Consider the following 18,167-nt stretch of genomic DNA (forward strand, 5'->3'; position numbering starts at 1 on the left):
TACCAACACCGGCAACGGCGACGACGACAGCCCCGGCACCAGCGGCAACGGCGACGACAGCCCCGATACCAACACCGGCAACGGCGACGACGGCACCAGCGGCAGCGGCGACAGCGGCTCCGGCGGCAGCAGCGGCCGGTTCGGAACTGCCGCAAAAATCGGTATCGGGGCCGCTGCCGTTCTTGGTGCCGCTGCCATTCTCGATTCCGAATTCGACAGCGGAAGCGAAACACCGACACCACAGACACCGACACCGACACCGACACCGACACCGACAGGGGCACCAGAAACACCAGAAACACCAGAAACACCGACACCACCAGAGACACCAGAGACACCAGAGATACCGACACCCCCGCCAGTACCGACACCCCCGCCAGTACCGACACCCCCGCCACCACCCCCAGTACCGACACCACCGTCTACACCGACTACACCACCCCCAAGTAGCGGTCCCGACGATGGCTCCGGTAGCGACGGCGGCTCCGGCTCTGACGGCGGCTCCGGCTCTGACGGCGGCTCCGGCTCTGACGGCGGCTCCGGCAGCGACAGCGGCTCCGGCAGCGACAGCGGCTCCGGCAGCGACAGCGGCTCCGGCAGCGACAGCGGCTCCGGCAGCGACAGCGGCTCCGGCAGCGACAGCGAGCCCAGCCCGAGCCCCAGCCCCAGCCCGAGCCCCAGCCCTGGCGGCGGCATGGGTGGTCTCGGCAGCGCTCTTGGCCCCCTCATGGCCGCTGCAGCCATGGCTGGTCTCGGAGATCTCGGCCTCGACAGTGACAGCAGTCCCGACGACGACAGCGGCACCGACAGCGGGACTGGGACTGACACCGGAACCGGCACCAACAGCAGCACCGGCACGGACAGCAGCACCGGCACCGGCACGGACACGGGCACCGGAACCGGCACCGGAACCGACACCGACAGCAGCACAGGCACCGGAACCGACACCGACAGCAGCACCGGAACCGGAACCGGCACCGGCACCGGCACCGGCACGGACACGGGCACCGGAACCGACACCGGAACCGACACCGACAGCAGCACAGGCACCGGAACCGACACCGACAGCAGCACCGGAACCGGAACCGGCACCGGCACCGACACCGACAGCAGCACAGGCACCGGAACCGACACCGACAGCAGCACAGGCACCGGCACCGGCACGGACACGGGCACCGGCAGCAGCACGAGTACCGATATCGACACCGATAGCACCGACGCAGGAACCGGCAGCGGGACAGGAACAGGCACCGACACCACTGGCACAGGCGCAGAAACCGACAGCCCCAGCGGCACTGGCACAGACAGCACCACCAGCACCGGACTGTAGGTCGTTAGCCATGTGGTCGGCCTCGCCGCGTGCTCGATGGGATCGAGAACGCCGAATCCGCTGTTCCGCCGCCGGTTCCGTTACACGCCGTCGAATGCTGTGCCACTACTCATGGAGGACTGGTCGGAGAAGCCGTTGTCAGCTTCACCAATCGCCATGTCGATAGTGCTGGCACGGGTGGCGAAGTCATGGGTGCCGAACGCCGCCGTCCGCGGCGCGATTCGTCGGCAAGATGCCTCGAAGCCGGCACTTGTAAGCTTGCCGGGGTGGTTAGCGTCAGCGTGATCTGCCCGACCTATCAGCGCAGCGAACAGCTACGGGCGATGGTGAGGCACTACTGCACTCAAACGTACAGTGGCTCGTTGGAGTTGTTGATCCTCGACGACAGTCCAGAGTCTGCCGAATTCCTCGCGGAGGGCCAGTACCGGAAGCACGGTGTGCATTACGTTCATCGACCGGAACACAGGAGCTCGATAGGCGCCAAGCTCAATGTCTTGATGGAGATGGCTCGCGGGGACGTCGTGATGAGATTCGACGACGACGACTATTACGCGCCGAGCTACGTCGAGAGGATGCTGGAACTGCTCGGCGACGACGATATTCTCACGTTGAGCGGGTGGTTCGCCTACAGTCCGAAACACGGCAAATTCTGCTACTGGGAAACGAACGTGATGTGGCCGACGCACTTCGTCTTGTCTCCCTGGGACCCGGTGCGCGTCGTTTCCACCAAGGGATGGGATCCGGATTGGACGCGCGCTCAGCGCAACGGTTACGGTTTCGCTACCGCGTGGCGGAAGCAGGTAGTCTCACAGGTGCAGTTCCCGGACAAGAATCACGGTGAGGACGCGGAATTCTTCGAGCGAGTCGTGAGCGCAGGATTCCGCTCTGCGTATGCGGCGGACGCGGAGGGCCTGGTGCTGCACATCATCCATGAGAGCAATACCTCGCGGATGTTTCCGCAGTACGTTTTGCCCGATTTTATGCTTCAGAGGTATTTTCCCGGCTATACCGATGTCGCTGAAGTGCGATAGGGAATGAGCACCATCACCCAGCTCGTATCGATACTGGCAAGCACGGCCATGGAGCGACGAGCCACTGCTGTGGCCGTCATGGTTCCGTAGGCAGCCTAGCGGCACCCGCCGGCCTCATCTCGTCGCCACTCACGCGGAGTGATTCCATGAACGCGCCGGAAAGCCCGGGTGAAGGTGCTGACATCGTTGAAGCCGGCCGAATACGCGATATCGGTTATCGAGGAGGTCGTTTCGCTCAGCAGGCGACGGGCTTCGTCGAGTCGGAGTCGGCGCAGGTACGCGGCGGGACTCTCGCCTACTCGCGCGAACAGCTGCTCCAGATATCGCCGGGAGATCGCGTGTGCGCCTGCCACCGCGGCCACATCCAATTCCGGGTCGGTGCGCCGACGCTGCATATACGTGCGCACGACGTGCAGGAGTGCGTCCCCGCTCAGCGGTGGCTGCCCGCGACTGCTGTTGTCCGGGCTCAGGATTGCCGAAATCAGGGCGAGGGCTGTTTCGGCGAGCTGGTCCGCGGTGGTGACCGGCGCACCTTCCGCGAGGATCCCGGTCAGCAGATGAGTCAGGACCGTTAAACCCGGAGCACCGCTATCAATCGGGCGTCCGGTGGACTCCCGGAGAACTGTTTCGCGAAGCCGGAGCCGCTCACGGGGGACATGGAGGACCAGCTGGCTCATCGAAGAATCGAAGCGGAGCCGGTATGGGTGGTCGGTCTCGCAGAGTGCGGCGGTGCCCGACACCAGCCGCGCCGTCCGGTCCGTTTGGTCGACCCAACCTGTACCGGAGAGGTGGATGACGAGGAGCACGTCGTCGCGCGGATCGGTGGCGATGAGCGAAGCGTTGCGGTGGACGACGACCGGTGTGGCGACGACACGGGACACCGCGATGCCGGTAAGGCTCACCTGCCGGATCGATCCGCGGAAGGATTCGTCGGCCGCCACATGCGACGGGACGAAGACATCACTGCAGACCTGGGACCAGTCACCGTGGTCGTTCGCCTGCAGTGTTTCTGCACCGAGGCAGTGGCTACGCATTGCTACCACCGAAACGAGGCACCGGCGGCCATTCGCAAATCGTCGAAAACCGTGCGTGCGATGCCGCGAACTCGCCGAATAGACGGTCTTAGTGTGGTCACCCGATACCTCCAGTACCAACAAAGGTCAGCCATGACCATATCGACCTCGCGGCCGAACCACGGTGCGTATCGCCCAGATCTCCGCGGCCACAGACCGGCCGTGTATCGACGAAGGAACAAAGCATGGTTGTTCACACGGAAACGGCAGTGGTGCTGTTCTCCGCCGGGCTCATCTTCTTGTGGGCGCTGATCCTCGGCGTCTGGAAGTGGCAGGCGATGACGACCTCACCGGACGGTCTGGCCCATCCGTACGTCGATATCGCTCACCGCGCCGCATTGCTGTACGCGTTCGCAACCGGTTTGATCGCGGCTTTCGTCGAACTGTCCGGCTGGCCGTCCGCAGTCGATTTCACCGCCGCCGCAGTGATGATTCTGTTGTTCGTGGTGACGATCGCGAACTATGTCCGGCTCGGCGCGAGTCGCGAGACCGACAACCAGATGCGCAACCCACCGCCGCAGATGCGCTTCGTTCTCGCCGCGCTGATCATCGGCGAGATCGGCGGCTTCTCCGTGCTTCTCACCGGCTTCGCGATCGCACAGTTCTAGGCTGTCGCGTAGCCGAACGCCGTAACCGGAGAGCTGCGCCGCGACGTTGTCGTCAAAAGTGTCGTCAGCTCTCAACGGCCAGGTAATCCTCCGACCATGTCGATCTCTCGTTCGTCGGTGTGCGGGTGCGTTTGCGTGCAGGGCAGCCGAGGAACCTGCGGACCTCGGCGGCTTCGCCGCGGGGGTACCGGAGTGAGGCGGCTGCGAGAGGAAGGCACGAGTTGACGGGAGGAAGTGGACTACGTGCGATACCGCCGGGTGGATCGTCTGCTCCGTGAGACTCCCTTGACAATGGAACCCATCGCCACCCGCGTCGGCTATACCGATTCCAGGGCATTGCGACGAGCAAGCCACCGTTGGTATGGTCACGGCCCCGCACAGGTCAGAAGATCCTCGAATCCATGGTGATCCGATGGCCCGTCTCCAGTCCACACCCAGCAATCGCCCCACCTGACGTTGCCGTTTCGGCGATCGGCGGCACCGCCAACGACACGCGTTCCGCTCGCCGCCGCGGTAATGCGCCGGCGGATTGCTTCGCCAACTGATGCGGGACCGAGCAGGGGCGCCAGGCCTGTAACCCCTCGGCAGTTCATCCAGCGCCAACACTGAACAAGCGGACGTCTGTAACTGCCGAATTCCGTAACCGGACGTGACATCTACTGCCGACCGAGGCGTCCTTGACACCGGGGAGGCTCAGCGGTAAAACTCCATGAGAGCGGTGGCCCGGGCATGAACTACATTGCGGCCAAACGATTCTCGGTCGGTTCGGACGAACATCGAAGCGACGCTGGGGTGGGGCTCATGGTTCCTGTATTGATTCACGACCATCGGCAGGCAGCTTCCGATGCGGAATGGGGATTCGTATATGTACTCGGCGGAAATCAACCGAAAGCAGCCCGCGTTGCTGCTGTTACTGATCGACGAGTCGTTCTCGATGAACGAAACATGGGGCGATACAGCACAATCCAAAGCCACTGTCCTGGCGACGGCGGTCAACAATCTGCTCGCCAACACGGTTGTACTCTGCACGCGTGGCAACGATCAGGTCCACAACTACTTCGAGGTCGGAGTCCTCGGGTATGGGGCCGAGGTTCGTTCACTACTCCACGGCACCGACGAAGCGCGGCTGATACTGCCGATCGAGCAGGTCGCCAAGCACCCGAAACGGGTGGACACGGTTCAGAAGAAAGAGTACGACGGGGCAGGCGGTGTCGTGACCGTAGACCACATGATGCCGGTCTGGGTCGACGCCTCCGCCAATGGGCGCACCCCCATGGTGGCTGGATTCTCGATGGCAGAGCCATTGATCGCGGCGTGGTGCGCCGAGCACCCGGCAAGCTTCCCACCGATCATCATGAACATCACCGACGGCTACAGTACCGACGGTGATCCGTACGACGTCGCACACCGGATCAGCGAACTCGGCACTGACGACGGCACTGCGCTCGTATTCAACCTGCACCTCTCCGGAAGTGGTGTACCCGTATGCTTTCCGCATACCGATGCCGCGCTACCGGATGCGAACGCCCGAATGCTGTTCCGCGCTTCCAGCGAACTGCCGCCCATGATGCTGGAAGCTGCGGCCACAGACTACCCAGTGCAGGCGGGATCGCGCGGATTCCTCTACAATGCGCCTGCGCCTACGGTGATCGATTTCCTCGATATCGGCACCAGGTCAGTCACCCCACATCCACCCGCTCAGTGGGACGACATGTCTATCCTGGGTTTTCCGGGCGCCGAATCCACTGACCCCGACGAGGATTTCAGCGATACCGCAACAGGTAGTGACGCGCTCGACGACCCCGGCCAAAGATGGACGTAACGTCCGGCTCGATCGGCAAAGACGGCCGCGACGCCGATGAGAATGCCGATCGGGTCGGTACCGGCGTCAGCCGCTTCGCACTCGCCGACGGCGCCAGCGACGCCTCCTACCCGGGCATCTGGGCGGAGCTACTGGTCTGGTCATTCCTTCAGGGCCGCAACCCGTTTCAGCCGAGCACACTCTCCCACCTCCGATGGCGCTGGAATGCGAAGACACGTCCGGCGGCGCACGGCTCGCCCTGGTATGTCGTGCGCAAACAGGCCCAGGGCAGCGCCGCGGCGTTCGTCGGGCTCATCCTCGATACAGAGAATCACCGGTTCACCGTGTCGGCGCTAGGCGACTCCTGTCTCCTGCATCTCCGCGACCGGGCGGTCGTCAACGCCGGTCCGCTGGACAGTTCGAGCCAGTTCACCCGCACCCCCGCGCTGCTGACCACGCACACGGGCGACGAGGACTGCCGCACGCGCCCCTGGCAGCTAACAGAGAGATACCTGCCAGGAGACAGTTTCGTGTTGGCCTCGGATGCGCTGGCCAAGTACCTGCTGCATCGACGTGAGCAGGGACTCTCCCTTGATCTCGCCGAACTCGGCGACGGAGGACCGCATTTCAAGGCGTGGGTGACCGAAGCCCGAGCCGAGCGTGCCCTCGACAACGACGACACCACCTTCTGTTTGGTACGGCCATGACACTGCCTTCCCCGCTCGAGTACCGAAATGCGGTACAGAATCCGCAGCGTGCCTTCCGCACTGAGCCTCTCCGTAGCGGAACTGTCTTGAAGAACGCAATGGGGTTACCCAAACTGGCTTCGGGTGGGTTCGCCACCACATTCACCTTGGACGCCCACGGGAAACGGTGGGCAGTCCGCTGCTTTCACAAGAAGAGCGGACTCACCCGCCATCTGCAGCAACGTTACGAACACATCAACGAATTCGTATCAGGTCATGGCGACCTGGGGTTTCTCATCCCTGTCACCTACGACCAGAACGGAATTCAAGTGCGTGGAAGCGCGTACCCCACCGTGCGTATGCCCTGGGTGGACGGCGATCCCCTCGGTCTGTGGCTCGAGGACTGGGCAGCCGACGGTGCCGATCCGGATCGGATCGAGATCGTCCGCAGGAGAATTGCGGATGCCGTCAAGAGGCTGCGCGCGCTCGATATCGCGCACGGTGATCTCCAGCACGGAAATATCCTGGTCGACTCCCAACTGCAAGTTCGACTGATCGACTACGACGGGATGTATCTGCCATCACTACGTCCGCTGGGCGCCCTCGAGATGGGACACCGCAACTATCAGCACCCTGGGCGCGGCAAGACGTTCGACTATACCATCGATCATTTCGCAGCGGCGGTCATCGATCTGTCCTTGCTCGCACTGCGGGAACGACCGCAGTTGTGGGAGAAATACGGTGGCACCGGCGAGAACCTGTTGTTCGAGGCGGGCGACTTCGTCGCACCGGCCAAGTCACGTGTGTTCGATGAACTCACCTCGATGGTCGAAACGGCCGACCTCAGCGGACGGCTACGACGGGCATGCCAGGTCGACTACGCGCATGTCGGCAATGTTCTCCTCGGGCACGGTGCGCACCCGCCATCTGGACGGGTAACCTACGCCGTCCGCCCATCCCGGGTATTCGATGCCGCAGAAACCGATGTGCTGCGAGCGCAGGAGGGCGAAGTGATCACGGTTGTCGGCACCGTGAAGTTCGCGAAGGTCCAGACCAGGTATTACACCAACGAGCAGGTTGCTCTGATCAATCTCGGACGCTGGTCGGACGGAGACTTCACGATTTACGCCGAAGAGCAGGTCTGCGAGGAGCTGTACGCGAGATTCGGAAGTGCGCCTGATCCGAGAATGAGACTGTCCGAACTGGAGGGGTGGCGGGTGTCCATCACCGGGCCGCTGGAGCTGTACGAGTACAAACGCAAGTACCACCCGACGATCGTGGTACCGCAGATCCGACTACCGCGAGCGAGCCTGCTCCATAACCTCCCCAAGGAGCGCTTCAACGAGCTCATGGTGCAGGCACGGCGACGCATCGAAGTCTCCGCCGCGCCTCACTCACCAGAATCTGTCCCGGATCCCGGCCCCGGTCTTGCCCCCTCCACCTCTCACCGTGCTCCCGCAGACGGGGCACCCGGCAGAATCACTTCCCCGAGCCCCCAGCAACGTCAGCTCGCCGCAGCCGACAAAGAGGCCATCCGGAATCGTTTCTTCTCCAGTTCCGCCGTTCAACCGACCGAGCAGCCAAAGCCCGGCACGGGCTCGAGCCTCGGCGATCGGCCAACTGCCCGAGCGGAACACCCCACCGAACAAACCAGGACGATGCGTGCCGGGGCACCGACAACCCGAGCATTCCGCGAAGCTCGGAATATCACGCCAGGCACCGGGCTGAGACCGGCAGTTCCTCCTGAGACACCGAATCCGCCCGCTGCTCCCAGATCGGCAGCGGCCCATGGAGGCCCACCAGCACCCAGTATCGGACACCGGATTCCTGAACCGCCCGAATCGGCATCCCAGGCCAACCGTCCCCCGCCTGTTCCGAATCGCTATCGGCGTGAGCCCTTTCCCTATCGCCCACCGCCACCACCGCCGCACCCAGCGGATTCACGATGGGCATACACGGGAATCGTGCTGACGATCCTCGGCTTGCTGGTCCTCATCGTGCTGCTGTGAACAGACCGGCAACCTCGGCGTTCGGAGACAATCTGCCGTTCGGTCGCGGCACACATGAATCATTCTGTGCGAACACAGCATTTCCAATAACGCGAAAGGGGCAGTATGCGCACATCGGTATGCCGGCTGACCGTAACAACCGGCGGGGGCAGCCGGATCACGGAGAATCTGACCCGTGACCTGTATGCGCACCTGGTCGCATCCGGTATCACCGTCGAACACGGTGCTGCCGCTACCAGTCCTACCACAGGCCATAAGGGGGCAATATCACCGGACTTAGTGATCCTCGCTTCGATTGCCGCAACCAGCGCCACGAAGATCCTCACGACACTCATCTCGGAGTGGTGCGCGGTAGACCGGAATCGCGAGATAAAAGTCATGCTGGGGTCCGCCTCGCTCGACGTCAAGGGCGGCGGGCAGCACACACGACGGGTACTCGACCACTTCTTCGCCGATTCCGCGGATGCGGGGACGGCGAGCGATGAAACTGCCGAGCTCGAAACCCCCGCTCCCTCACAACCCGACAATCCGGACGACCACGGGGAAACCCCTCGATGACTCGCCTGGCCCGGCGGCGCGCGCTGCTGATAGGCACACAGACCTACCAGCATCCCGACCTCGCCGATCTCCCCGCGGTCCGCGCAGACCTCACCGGCATGGACGAGGTTCTCTCGCATCGGGAGATCGGCGGGTTCCCCGATGTGCTATCGGTTGTCGATCTCACCGCTGATCAGATGCGTGACACCTTATCGGCGTTTCTGTCCAGCAGCGGCGATGACGAGTTGTCCCTGGTCTACTATTCCGGTCACGGTCTACGAACGCCGGATACCGGTGAATTCCATTTCATCGCCACGGATACCGATCCCGCCGATCCGCGCCGGACAGCGGTCTGCGCCGGCTTCGTCAACGATCTCCTGGACTACCGCTGCCTGGCGCCGCAGCGCGTGGTGATCATCGACAGCTGTTACAGCGGGGGATACGTGCTCGGATTCCGCACCAGTACTCCGGTTCCCACGACCGGCAACGGTACAATCTCAGGGGCGAAAGGCAGCAGTGGCAGATCGGGCAAGGAACCGACCGCGCTGCTGCACAGCAGTGGCTGCTACATCGTGTCGTCCTCGCGCAGTCTCGAACAATCGTTCCAAGGAGCCACTCCATCGGACCCATCGGTGTTCACCGGTGTACTGGTCGATGCGCTGCGCACCGGGGAAGCCGGACGCAACGGGCCCGAGGTATCGGTCTCCGATGTCTTCGAATACGTCAACGGTCGACTCTGCAAGGCCGGTAGCGAGCAGACACCGGTCATCTCCTCCAATGGCGTCGATGGCCGGATAATCCTGGCAAGTCGCCCACGGAAGCCTATCGCGCTCACCGACCGTCGGCAGCCCACTCCTGGAACAGAATTACCTGGCAGCGCAACAAAATCGGCTGCGCTGCGATGGCCGCAGCTCATCGACTACTACATCCGTTGCCTCCGGTCGGAGTCCAATTCCTGGCTATCCGCCGATGACCTGGACAAAACCTTCGTCTGTCTACGGGGCCGGGAGCGGCTACTAGTCGGCGACCTCGATTCCGACCACAGCGTACCGGTACCTGCCGAGAGCGAAGCCTTCCTCGGCACGACCGCTACCGGCTCCGCTCAGCTGTGGGCCGGTTACCCGGTGGTCGCGATCAACAGTCCGGTCGGTGGGCGGCGCGGCCGCTCGGACGGGCAGTGGAAGATCGCACCGCTGCTGATGCGCCGCCTCGATATCGTCGAGGATGTGCGCGGCCGCCGTCTCCTCCCGGTCGGCCCGCCGGTGCCCCATCCTGCGCTACTGCGTGCATGCATGTCCGAGGAGGACGCGGCACATTTCGCGGCCGATTATCGGCCTACCTGGCATGCCGGTGGTCGCACCGCCATGACCACCGATGTCCGAAATCTGCTGCGCGACGACTTCGCCATCGATGAGGTCCAGGAACTCGACCCCGAAACGCTGGCCGACCATGTCGACATCCACACGCCGACACCGGGGGCGAGAAACGCCGCCATTCTCTTCCGGATGGCCGACGACGGTGGGCCCAACAGAAGTCTGCTGGCCGATCTCGGCGATATCGCCGACAAAAGAACCGCGATCGGCCGCACGGCCTTGTCTGCTCTCCTACCGGACTCGGTCGCGCCGACCGAAAAACCGAGACCACGGCCGGAGCCTCGGATGACAACCCCCCTGGCCTGCAACGAACTCCAAGAAGAGGTGATCAGATCGTCGATGACGCGCAAATTGACGGTTGCGACCGGCCCACCGGGCACCGGTAAGAGCCAACTCGTGGTGAATCTGGTCGCCACCGCCCTGGCCAACGACCAGACCGTGCTGGTGGCCTCGACCAACAACCGCGCGGTGGACGAGATCGTGGACCGGTGCCAGAAACTGGTACCGGGATCGGTGATCCGCACTGGTAGCCGCGAATACAGTCGAGAGCGACAGGATCTGGCATCGCTGACCGCACTTCTGCCCGGGGAAAATCAGAATACAGTGGCAGCCCAGACCGATCGAGCCATGGACGAATTGCGCGCGCACCATATGGAGTTGGACCGCGCCGCGCGGCACGAAACTCGGCTTCTTGCAGCCGCCCGCCGGCGTGATTCGATCGTTGCCGATCTGGCCACTCACCTCGGCATCGGCATTGATGCAATCGACGCTATCCTGCATGACGCCGATTTGATACAACTTCGTCGCCGCGCCGCATTCGCCAGCTACTCACCCCTGTTCGCAACCGCGCGTTGCGACAAATTGCTGCAACGCCTGGGCCTGCCGCCCTCGAGCACATCCTGGGAGATCTGCAAGCTGCTGGCACAGCTCGCAACCGCGGAGATCGACTGGCGTACAGCCTGGCACGCGGGCACTGCGACAGCCGACGACCACCTGGTGGAAACCGGCAGGATCCGCGAAGAGGCCGCGCGCACGAGTTCGATTGCCCTGGTGGACAGCGTGGTGCGGGCGAAAGCTACCGCCGGTCGATCTCTGATCACCACCCTGCTGAACAGTTCGAACGGCCGTACCTGGCGTCCTCGGGCCGACGTGCTCCAGGCAGCTCCCGGTTGGGCGGTCACCGCGCTCTCGGCCAGAAACTTTCCACCCGAACCAGCACTGTTCGATCTTGTCGTGATCGATGAGGCGAGCCAGTGCGCCATTCCCGCCGTGCTGCCGCTGATGTTCCGCGCCGAACGCGCGCTGGTGATCGGCGACCCGATGCAACTCACGCATATCACCACCTTGGACGGCCCAGGGCGAGTCACAGCCGAGCGCTTCGCCGGGGTGGCGCCGTCGTGGCTCGAACAGCGCAAACTGGACTATCAACGGCATTCGGCCTTCCACGCCGCCGATCACGCCGCCGGCGCGCACACCGTGCTGGACGAGCATTATCGGTGCCACCCGAAGATCGCGGCCACCGCCAACGAGCTCTTCTACCAGGGCCGATTACGCATATTGACCGACACCCGCGACAGGCCGACCGACGAGGCGATCACCTGGCACGATGTTCGGGGCCAGGCTACGAGACAGCGGTGGGGGTCGTGGGTGAACGACGCTGAGGTCGATGCTGTCAGCGAACTCATCGGCGACCTGGTCCGCAACGGGGTGCGCGATCTCGGCGTGATCACTCCCTACCGGGATCAAGCCACAGCTTTATCGCGGGCGCTGAAAGGGTTCGGTATCGGCGTCGGCACCGTACATGCCTTCCAGGGTGGTGAACACGACGTGATCATCTTTTCCCTGGTCGCCTCGGATGGCATGCCGACCGAATCGATCGGCTGGCTCGATCGGCAACCGAACCTGTGGAATGTTGCGATAACCCGGGCGCGCAAGCGCCTGTACGTAGTCGGCGACCGCCGTGTCTGGCGCACCCGGTACCTCGGCAGCGAACTCATTCGCGCGGCCGGTACAGGGTCGGCCCAGATCGCGGCCCCAGACGATCTCTGGTCACGCCTGCGGGACAGGGCAACCGACCCGTCGATCGACCGACTGGAGTTCGCGGTGGCGATCAACGCGTACTCCGCCGATGCCGTCGCACACCACGACGACGGCAGCACGAGCGCCTATCTGCTCGATCGTGGCTGCGGAGAGGACGCCCCGGGACGGCATCTGCGCCTGATGTTGCGCCGCACCGAGCTGATCGGCGATCCGAGGCGGTCAGTCGAGGCGTACCGAATACCGGCTTGGCGTATGTACTCCTGAACCTCTACACCGAGGGGGCCGACCCGACGGCACTGTCGACATGGTTTTCGGAGCCAAATTGTGGGGAAAACGTGGAGTCGGTTCGAAAGAAACAGGTCAGGACCGGCACTAGACCGGTCCTGACCTGGGGTTTTATGTGGACCTCGGGGGACCTTACTACAACCCTGAAACCTCAGGTAGAAGCCCTGAAACGCCGGCAAACGATGCGCCGCCGCGGCCTGTCCCCCGACCAGGTCGACATCGCGATCCACCTCTACACACTCGGCTGGTCACTCGCACGGGTCGGCAGCCACCTCGACGTCAACCACGCCACTGTCCTGGCCACATTGCGTCGACGCGGAATACCCACGCGAGATTCTCAGGGGCGGGCACGAGTATGACCGACCCTGCCACGAATATGCGTCCTATCCGCTCCCACCGGTCCAGTGTCGTAGAGGCCCAGGCCCGATCGTCACGGGCAAGCCGGGACAGTCAGAGCGCTCGTTCCGGGTCACGAGGTACTGGGTCTTTATGACCGGTTCTGCCGCCAGATTGTTCTGTGCGTCCGGGTGGCTTCGACTGGGTCGAGCAGGCGAGGTCGAAGACCGTATCCGCGAGCCTGTCCAGGACCGTGTGCTGGTGGCTGATCAGCAGCAGCGCCAGCCCCGTTCGGCGGAGTCCGTCGAGCAGGTCGAGGACGGTCTGCTGCGCTTCGGCGTCGAGTGAGGCGGTGATCTCGTCGCAGATCAGGACCCTGGGGTCCGCGGCGAGGGCGCGGGCGATGGCCACTCGCTGCTGTTGGCCGCCGGAGAGTTCGCCTGGTCGGCGTCCGGCGAGTTCGGGGTCGAGGCGGACCTGCGTCAGCAGTCGCGTTGTTTCGCGGGCGGCCGCCGCGGCGTCCATTCCGCGTAGCAGTCGCAGCGGGCGTCCGATCTGGGCGTCGATGCGGTGCGCGGGATTCAGTGCGGTGGCGGGGTTCTGCGGGATCATCTGCACGGCGCGGCGGTGGACGACTGGGCGGTGGTCGATATCCGGAGCCAGCACGGTGCCGTCCAACTGGATGGTGCCGTCGGCCGGCCGATGCAGGCCGGTCAGCGCGCGGGCCACCGTGGTCTTGCCCGCGCCCGAAGGGCCGATGAGCGCGAGGCAGGAGCCGGGACGCAGGGTGAAGGAGATATCGTCGACGACTCGCCGCGACCCGTGGGCAACGGTCAGGCCCGCCACCCGCACGATCGGGTCCTTGTGTGGGATGACCGGTTTCGGGAGCAGCCTCGCCGGGTCCCGGGGTTGCGGCTGTCGGCGGGGTGCGTAGGAGACCACCCGGCCGTCGGCCAGTTCGAGGACATCGTCGATGAGTGGCGCGACGGAGTCCAGGTCGTGGGTGACGATCAGGAATGCGGTGGCAGATTCCTGGCGCACTCGGTCCAGCATCGTCACCAGTTCCGCGCGGGCGCGGGCATCGAGTCCGGTTGTCGGCTCGTCGAAGACGACGAGCGCGGGGTCGTCGACCAGTGCCATTGCCAGCAGGATCCGTTGCTGTTGTCCGCCGGACAGCTGGTGGGGGAACCTGCGGCGGAATTCCCGGTCGGCGGGCAGCCCGACCCGGCGCAGTGCTTCTCCTACCGCGTCCTCGCTGTATCCGATGGCTTGAGTGGTCACACTCCGCTGCCGCCTCGAGGCGTGCCCACTCAGGGTGTTCGGGGTCCGGTGTAATCGCAGGATCTCGCCGATCGCGGTACCGATTCGCAGAGCGGGATTGAGTCCGGTGGTGGGGTCTTGGGGCACGAATCCGATTGCCCGGCGGTGCCGATCGGTGCGGCCGATCCCGATCGTGCCCGCCGCCGAGAGTCCGGGCGGCAGCGCACCCAGTACCGCGGAGATGAAGGTGGTCTTCCCGGCGCCGGACGGCCCGGTCACTGCGAGCCCCCGTCCGGGCGCCAGCCGCACCGAAACATCGTGCAGCAGAACCTGGCCGGCGTCGGTCCGCACGGTGAGGTCCTCGACCCGCAGACCCGCCGTGCTACCGGGATGCGGGACCGCGGTGGCGGTGCGGGGACGCCGGTAGCCGAGCACCCGATCACCGATCATGTTCACCGACACCACCAACATGGTGATCAGCAACGCCGGGGCCAGCACCGACCAGGGCTGCATCGCGAAACCGGCGCGATTCTCGGTGATCATCAGCGCCCAGTCCGGTGACGGTGGACGTGCGCCCAGTCCGAGGAAACCGCCGACCGCCACGATCGAAACGACCCCGGAAAACCGGACGCCCGCGTCGGCGAGTACCACTGCTCGCAGGTTGGGCAGTATCTCGACGACGGCGATCCACCATAGGGGTTCGCCCCGGGCTCGTGCCGATTCCACGTAGCCCATGCCGGCGATCTCGTGGACCGCGGCGCGGATGATGCGCACGATCCAGGGCACCGCGGCCAGGCACGCGGTTACCAGCACCGCTACTGTGCCGGAGCCGAGTGCGGTGGCGAGCACGGCGAGCAGCAGAAACCAGGGGACGACCACGATCGCGTCGACCGGCCGCATGATCCAGGGGTCCGCCCGGGACCGTAATCCGGCAATCAGCCCGAGTCCCAGCCCCAGCGTGTATGCGGCGAGCAGCGATATCCCCGAGACCGCCAGTAGAGACCAACCGCCGTGCAGGAGGCGGGAAAGCACGTCCCGGCCGACCACATCGGTGCCCAGCGGATATCCCGGCCCCGGAGGCCGGAACGGCAGCCCGACCGAAGCCGTCGGCGAACGCGGTGCGAGCAGCGGGCCGAGCGCGATCACCCCGAGAACGCCCGCGAGGACCAGCGACCACCACGCCTTCCTCACCACCGACCCTCCCCCACCAGCGCCCGGGCCCGCGGACTCACCAGCAGCGCGAGCAGGTCCGCGAGCAGATACACACCGATACCGAAGGCAGCCAGCAGCACCGCCGCGGACTGGACAAACGGATAATCCCGCGCCGAGATCGCGATCAGCAGCTCCTGCGACACCCCGGGATAGGAGAACAAGGTTTCGACCACGGCGATCCCGCCGACCAGCCCCACCGCCGAACCCGCGAGCGGATGAATGGACGCCGAGACGGCATTCGGGGCGACATGCCGCAGTACCAGCCGCATCCCGCCGACACCGTTGAGCCGGACGGTACGGATGTACTCGGATGTCATCACTTCGGTGGTTTGCGCCCGCACCATCCGCGCCGGATGGGGCGACAATCCCAGCACCAGACAAGCCACCGGCAGGACCAGGACCTCCGGCCGCTCCCAGGCGCTGGTCCCGGTGGGCACCAGCGACACCGCGGGGAACAGCCGCAGCGACAGCGCGAGGACCACCACCAACAGCACGCCGTGCACGAACGACGGGATCGCTTCCATGGTGAGCGCCGCGGCGCTGACGATGCGGTCGGTCCGGGAACCCGGCCGCGTCCCCGCCGCCAGACCGAGCCCCAGGGCCAGCGGGATCAACACCAGGAGGGTCAGCAGTCCGAGGGCGGCGCTGTTGGCCACCCGGTCGAACAGCACATCGGCCACCGGACGACCCGAGATCAGCGACTGCCCCAGGTCCCCGTGCAGGAAACCGGCCAACCACTCGGCGAACCGGACCGGCGCCGGCCGATCCAGCCCCAGCTCGGCCCGCAGAGTGGCCAGGTGCTCCGGAGACGGGTCACCCGCACCCTGCCGCGACAGGATCACCACCGCCGCATCCGAATCCAGTAGCTCGAACAGAACGAAAACCAGGACGGTCACCGTCGCCAGCACACCGATTGCGGCACCGGTACGCCGCAGGGCATAGCGCAGCACGCCGTGCCTCAACTCTGCGGCGCGAGCCAGGTGGTGGCGTAGTTGGCCCAATCGTCGGTCCCCGGGACACCCGCGCGCATTCCCCCGACAGTATTACGGGCCGCATCCGGCCGTTTCGCGAAGCTGTGCAGGATGTAGCCGCCTTCGTGCCACAGCTCTTCCTGCAGCTCGAAGTAGAGTTCCCGGCGCCGCCGGGGGTCCATGGCGGCACGCGCCTGCGCGAACTTCGCGTCCCAGGCCGGTCGCCGCCAGCCGGTGCCGTTGCTCGGGGAGGAACTGGTGCCCGTCTGGCCGTAGAAGTAGTCGAGGCTGTAATTCCACCAGCCGATATGGGTCAGCGGCCGTTTACCGGTGATCTGTGTGAAATAGGTGTCGGCGGGCGCGGATTCGAGCCGCACGGTGATCCCGGCCGCCTTCGCCTGCTCGGCGAACAGGGTCGCCGATTCGACCATCCCCGGCATCCCGTCCGCGGTCGGCAGGGTGATCTCGAGGTTCTCCTTGCCCGCCGCCCGCAGCAGCTCGCGGGCCCGCTGAGGATCGTAGGTGCGCTGCGGGAGGGTGTCGTTGTAGAACGGGGCGCCCTTGCCGTAGAGGTCGTTGCCGACCTCGCCATACCCGTAGTAGACCGAGTCCACCATCGCCTGCCGGTCCACCGCCAGCCGCATCGCCTGCCGGACCCGCACATCGTCGAACGGCGGCAGGTCGACACGCATCTGCAGTGCGCCCATGAGCCCTTCGGGCGGCACGTACACCGTCGCGGTCGGGTCGTTCTCCAGATTCCTCGCCTGCAGGTAGCTCATCTCGTGCACCACCTCCGCTTCTCCGGAGAGGAAGGCGTTCATCCGCGCTTCGGTTTCGGCGATCTGAATGATCTCGACCTCGTCCAGCGGCGCGGGACCGTCCCAGTGGCGGTCGTTGCGGCGCAGCAGCGTCCGGTCGCCGGGCGACCACTTCGCGAGCGCGAACGGGCCGGTGCCCACGGGCAGCGTCTTCTCGTCGAAGTCCGTAGTGCCGGCCTTGATGATGTAGCAGTACCAGCCGGCGAGGACCGAACCGAAGTCGGCGAGCGGCGTTGTCATCGCCACCAGCACGTCCAGGTCGCCCTCGGCGCGGGTCCGCGACATATCGACCACCGCCAGATCACCGGCGGACGCCCGCGCCGGATCCAGCATGCGTTCGAAACTCCACAGCACATCCCGCGCGGTGAGCGGACTACCGTCGCTGAAAACCACACCGGGCCGCAACGAGATCCGCCACACACTGCCGTCGGCGTTCGGTTCCAGTGCCCGGGCCAGCCGGTACCGCAGGGTGAGGTCGTTGTTGTAGGCGACCAGTTTGTCCCAGACGTTCTTCGACACCGCCCCGCCCGCGGAACTGCCCGCCTCGTGCGGATCCAGCACATCGGAGGTCGCCGACCGGCCCGCGATCACCGACCGCAACCGGCCACCCGGCCGCGGCGGGCCCACCGGCGGGCCGGACGGACCGTCGGCCGTACCGCATCCCGTGAGCAACGGCACGCCGCCGAAAGCCGCGAGCCCCAGCAGCCCTGCCGTCCCGGTGAGCAAACGTCTGCGACCGACACCCGATCGCCCTGATGTGGAATTGTTCATCGCCATCCTCGTGGGGTCACCCGATG

At 65.2% G+C, this 18,167-nt stretch carries 14 protein-coding genes; 9 read left to right on the top strand and 5 right to left on the bottom strand.

Annotated elements, in window-relative coordinates; genetic code table 11:
• The coding region (locus tag B0T44_RS27640; RefSeq protein ID WP_217808773.1) for a hypothetical protein at positions 1-198 on the bottom strand (198 nt) is incomplete at its 3' end.
• A 544-nt stretch (positions 199-742) separates the two neighbouring features.
• Here B0T44_RS27640 and B0T44_RS23485 point away from each other — a divergent pair.
• Together B0T44_RS23485 and B0T44_RS23490 are read left to right on the top strand one after the other, a co-directional pair.
• On the top strand, positions 743-1,330 hold the full coding sequence (locus B0T44_RS23485; protein WP_139347840.1) for a hypothetical protein: 588 nt from the start codon (positions 743-745) through the stop codon (positions 1,328-1,330).
• 29 nt (positions 1,331-1,359) lie between these two features.
• A complete protein-coding gene (locus B0T44_RS23490; RefSeq protein ID WP_139347839.1) occupies positions 1,360-2,361 on the top strand; it encodes a glycosyltransferase family 2 protein in 1,002 nt (333 codons plus the stop codon).
• 95 nt (positions 2,362-2,456) lie between these two features.
• Here B0T44_RS23490 and B0T44_RS23495 read toward each other — a convergent pair whose 3' ends face one another.
• Positions 2,457-3,395, bottom strand: coding sequence for an AraC family transcriptional regulator (locus tag B0T44_RS23495; RefSeq protein WP_077117360.1), 939 nt, complete (start codon positions 3,393-3,395; stop codon positions 2,457-2,459).
• 224 nt (positions 3,396-3,619) lie between these two features.
• On the opposite strand from B0T44_RS23495, the gene B0T44_RS23500 reads away from it, so the two are divergent.
• The 7 genes from B0T44_RS23500 to B0T44_RS23525 all read left to right on the top strand — a co-directional run bounded on the left by B0T44_RS23500 (position 3,620) and on the right by B0T44_RS23525 (position 12,752).
• Positions 3,620-4,042 carry a hypothetical protein gene (locus B0T44_RS23500; RefSeq protein WP_077117358.1) on the top strand — a complete coding sequence of 141 codons (423 nt, stop codon included), beginning with the start codon at positions 3,620-3,622 and terminating at the stop codon, positions 4,040-4,042.
• A 243-nt stretch (positions 4,043-4,285) separates the two neighbouring features.
• Positions 4,286-4,450 carry a helix-turn-helix domain-containing protein gene (locus tag B0T44_RS28630; RefSeq protein WP_368026203.1) on the top strand — a complete coding sequence of 55 codons (165 nt, stop codon included), beginning with the start codon at positions 4,286-4,288 and terminating at the stop codon, positions 4,448-4,450.
• 436 nt (positions 4,451-4,886) lie between these two features.
• Positions 4,887-5,864, top strand: coding sequence for a VWA domain-containing protein (locus B0T44_RS23505; RefSeq protein WP_175648036.1), 978 nt, complete (start codon positions 4,887-4,889; stop codon positions 5,862-5,864).
• Positions 5,855-6,550 (top strand): hypothetical protein, encoded by a 696-nt coding sequence (locus tag B0T44_RS23510; RefSeq protein WP_077117354.1) that lies wholly within the window; start codon positions 5,855-5,857, stop codon positions 6,548-6,550. The genes B0T44_RS23505 and B0T44_RS23510 overlap by 10 nt, the downstream gene beginning before the upstream one ends.
• An 86-nt stretch (positions 6,551-6,636) precedes the next feature.
• The gene (locus B0T44_RS23515; RefSeq protein ID WP_139347837.1) at positions 6,637-8,538 is read left to right on the top strand and encodes a serine/threonine protein kinase; all 1,902 of its coding nucleotides are present in this window, start codon (positions 6,637-6,639) and stop codon (positions 8,536-8,538) included.
• A 105-nt stretch (positions 8,539-8,643) separates the two neighbouring features.
• The gene (locus B0T44_RS26780; protein ID WP_139347836.1) at positions 8,644-9,096 is read left to right on the top strand and encodes a hypothetical protein; all 453 of its coding nucleotides are present in this window, start codon (positions 8,644-8,646) and stop codon (positions 9,094-9,096) included.
• Complete coding sequence (locus B0T44_RS23525; RefSeq protein ID WP_077117347.1) at positions 9,093-12,752, top strand: caspase, EACC1-associated type; 3,660 nt, start codon at positions 9,093-9,095, stop codon at positions 12,750-12,752. The genes B0T44_RS26780 and B0T44_RS23525 overlap by 4 nt, the downstream gene beginning before the upstream one ends.
• A 471-nt stretch (positions 12,753-13,223) precedes the next feature.
• On the opposite strand, the gene B0T44_RS23535 is transcribed toward B0T44_RS23525, so the two are convergent.
• Genes B0T44_RS23535 through B0T44_RS23545 form a run of 3 tightly spaced genes read right to left on the bottom strand, consistent with a single transcriptional unit; the run spans position 13,224 to position 18,141 of the window.
• Positions 13,224-15,563 (bottom strand): ABC transporter ATP-binding protein/permease, encoded by a 2,340-nt coding sequence (locus B0T44_RS23535; protein ID WP_081512589.1) that lies wholly within the window; start codon positions 15,561-15,563, stop codon positions 13,224-13,226.
• Positions 15,557-16,531, bottom strand: a complete 975-nt coding sequence (locus tag B0T44_RS23540) for an ABC transporter permease (RefSeq protein WP_077117343.1) — start codon at positions 16,529-16,531, stop codon at positions 15,557-15,559. The genes B0T44_RS23535 and B0T44_RS23540 overlap by 7 nt, the downstream gene beginning before the upstream one ends.
• Positions 16,532-16,539: 8 nt before the next feature.
• Positions 16,540-18,141, bottom strand: coding sequence for an ABC transporter substrate-binding protein (locus tag B0T44_RS23545; protein WP_077117438.1), 1,602 nt, complete (start codon positions 18,139-18,141; stop codon positions 16,540-16,542).
• Positions 18,142-18,167: the final 26 nt, after the last annotated feature.

It is taken from the genome of Nocardia donostiensis, assembly GCF_002081715.1.
GTDB lineage: Bacteria > Actinomycetota > Actinomycetes > Mycobacteriales > Mycobacteriaceae > Nocardia > Nocardia donostiensis.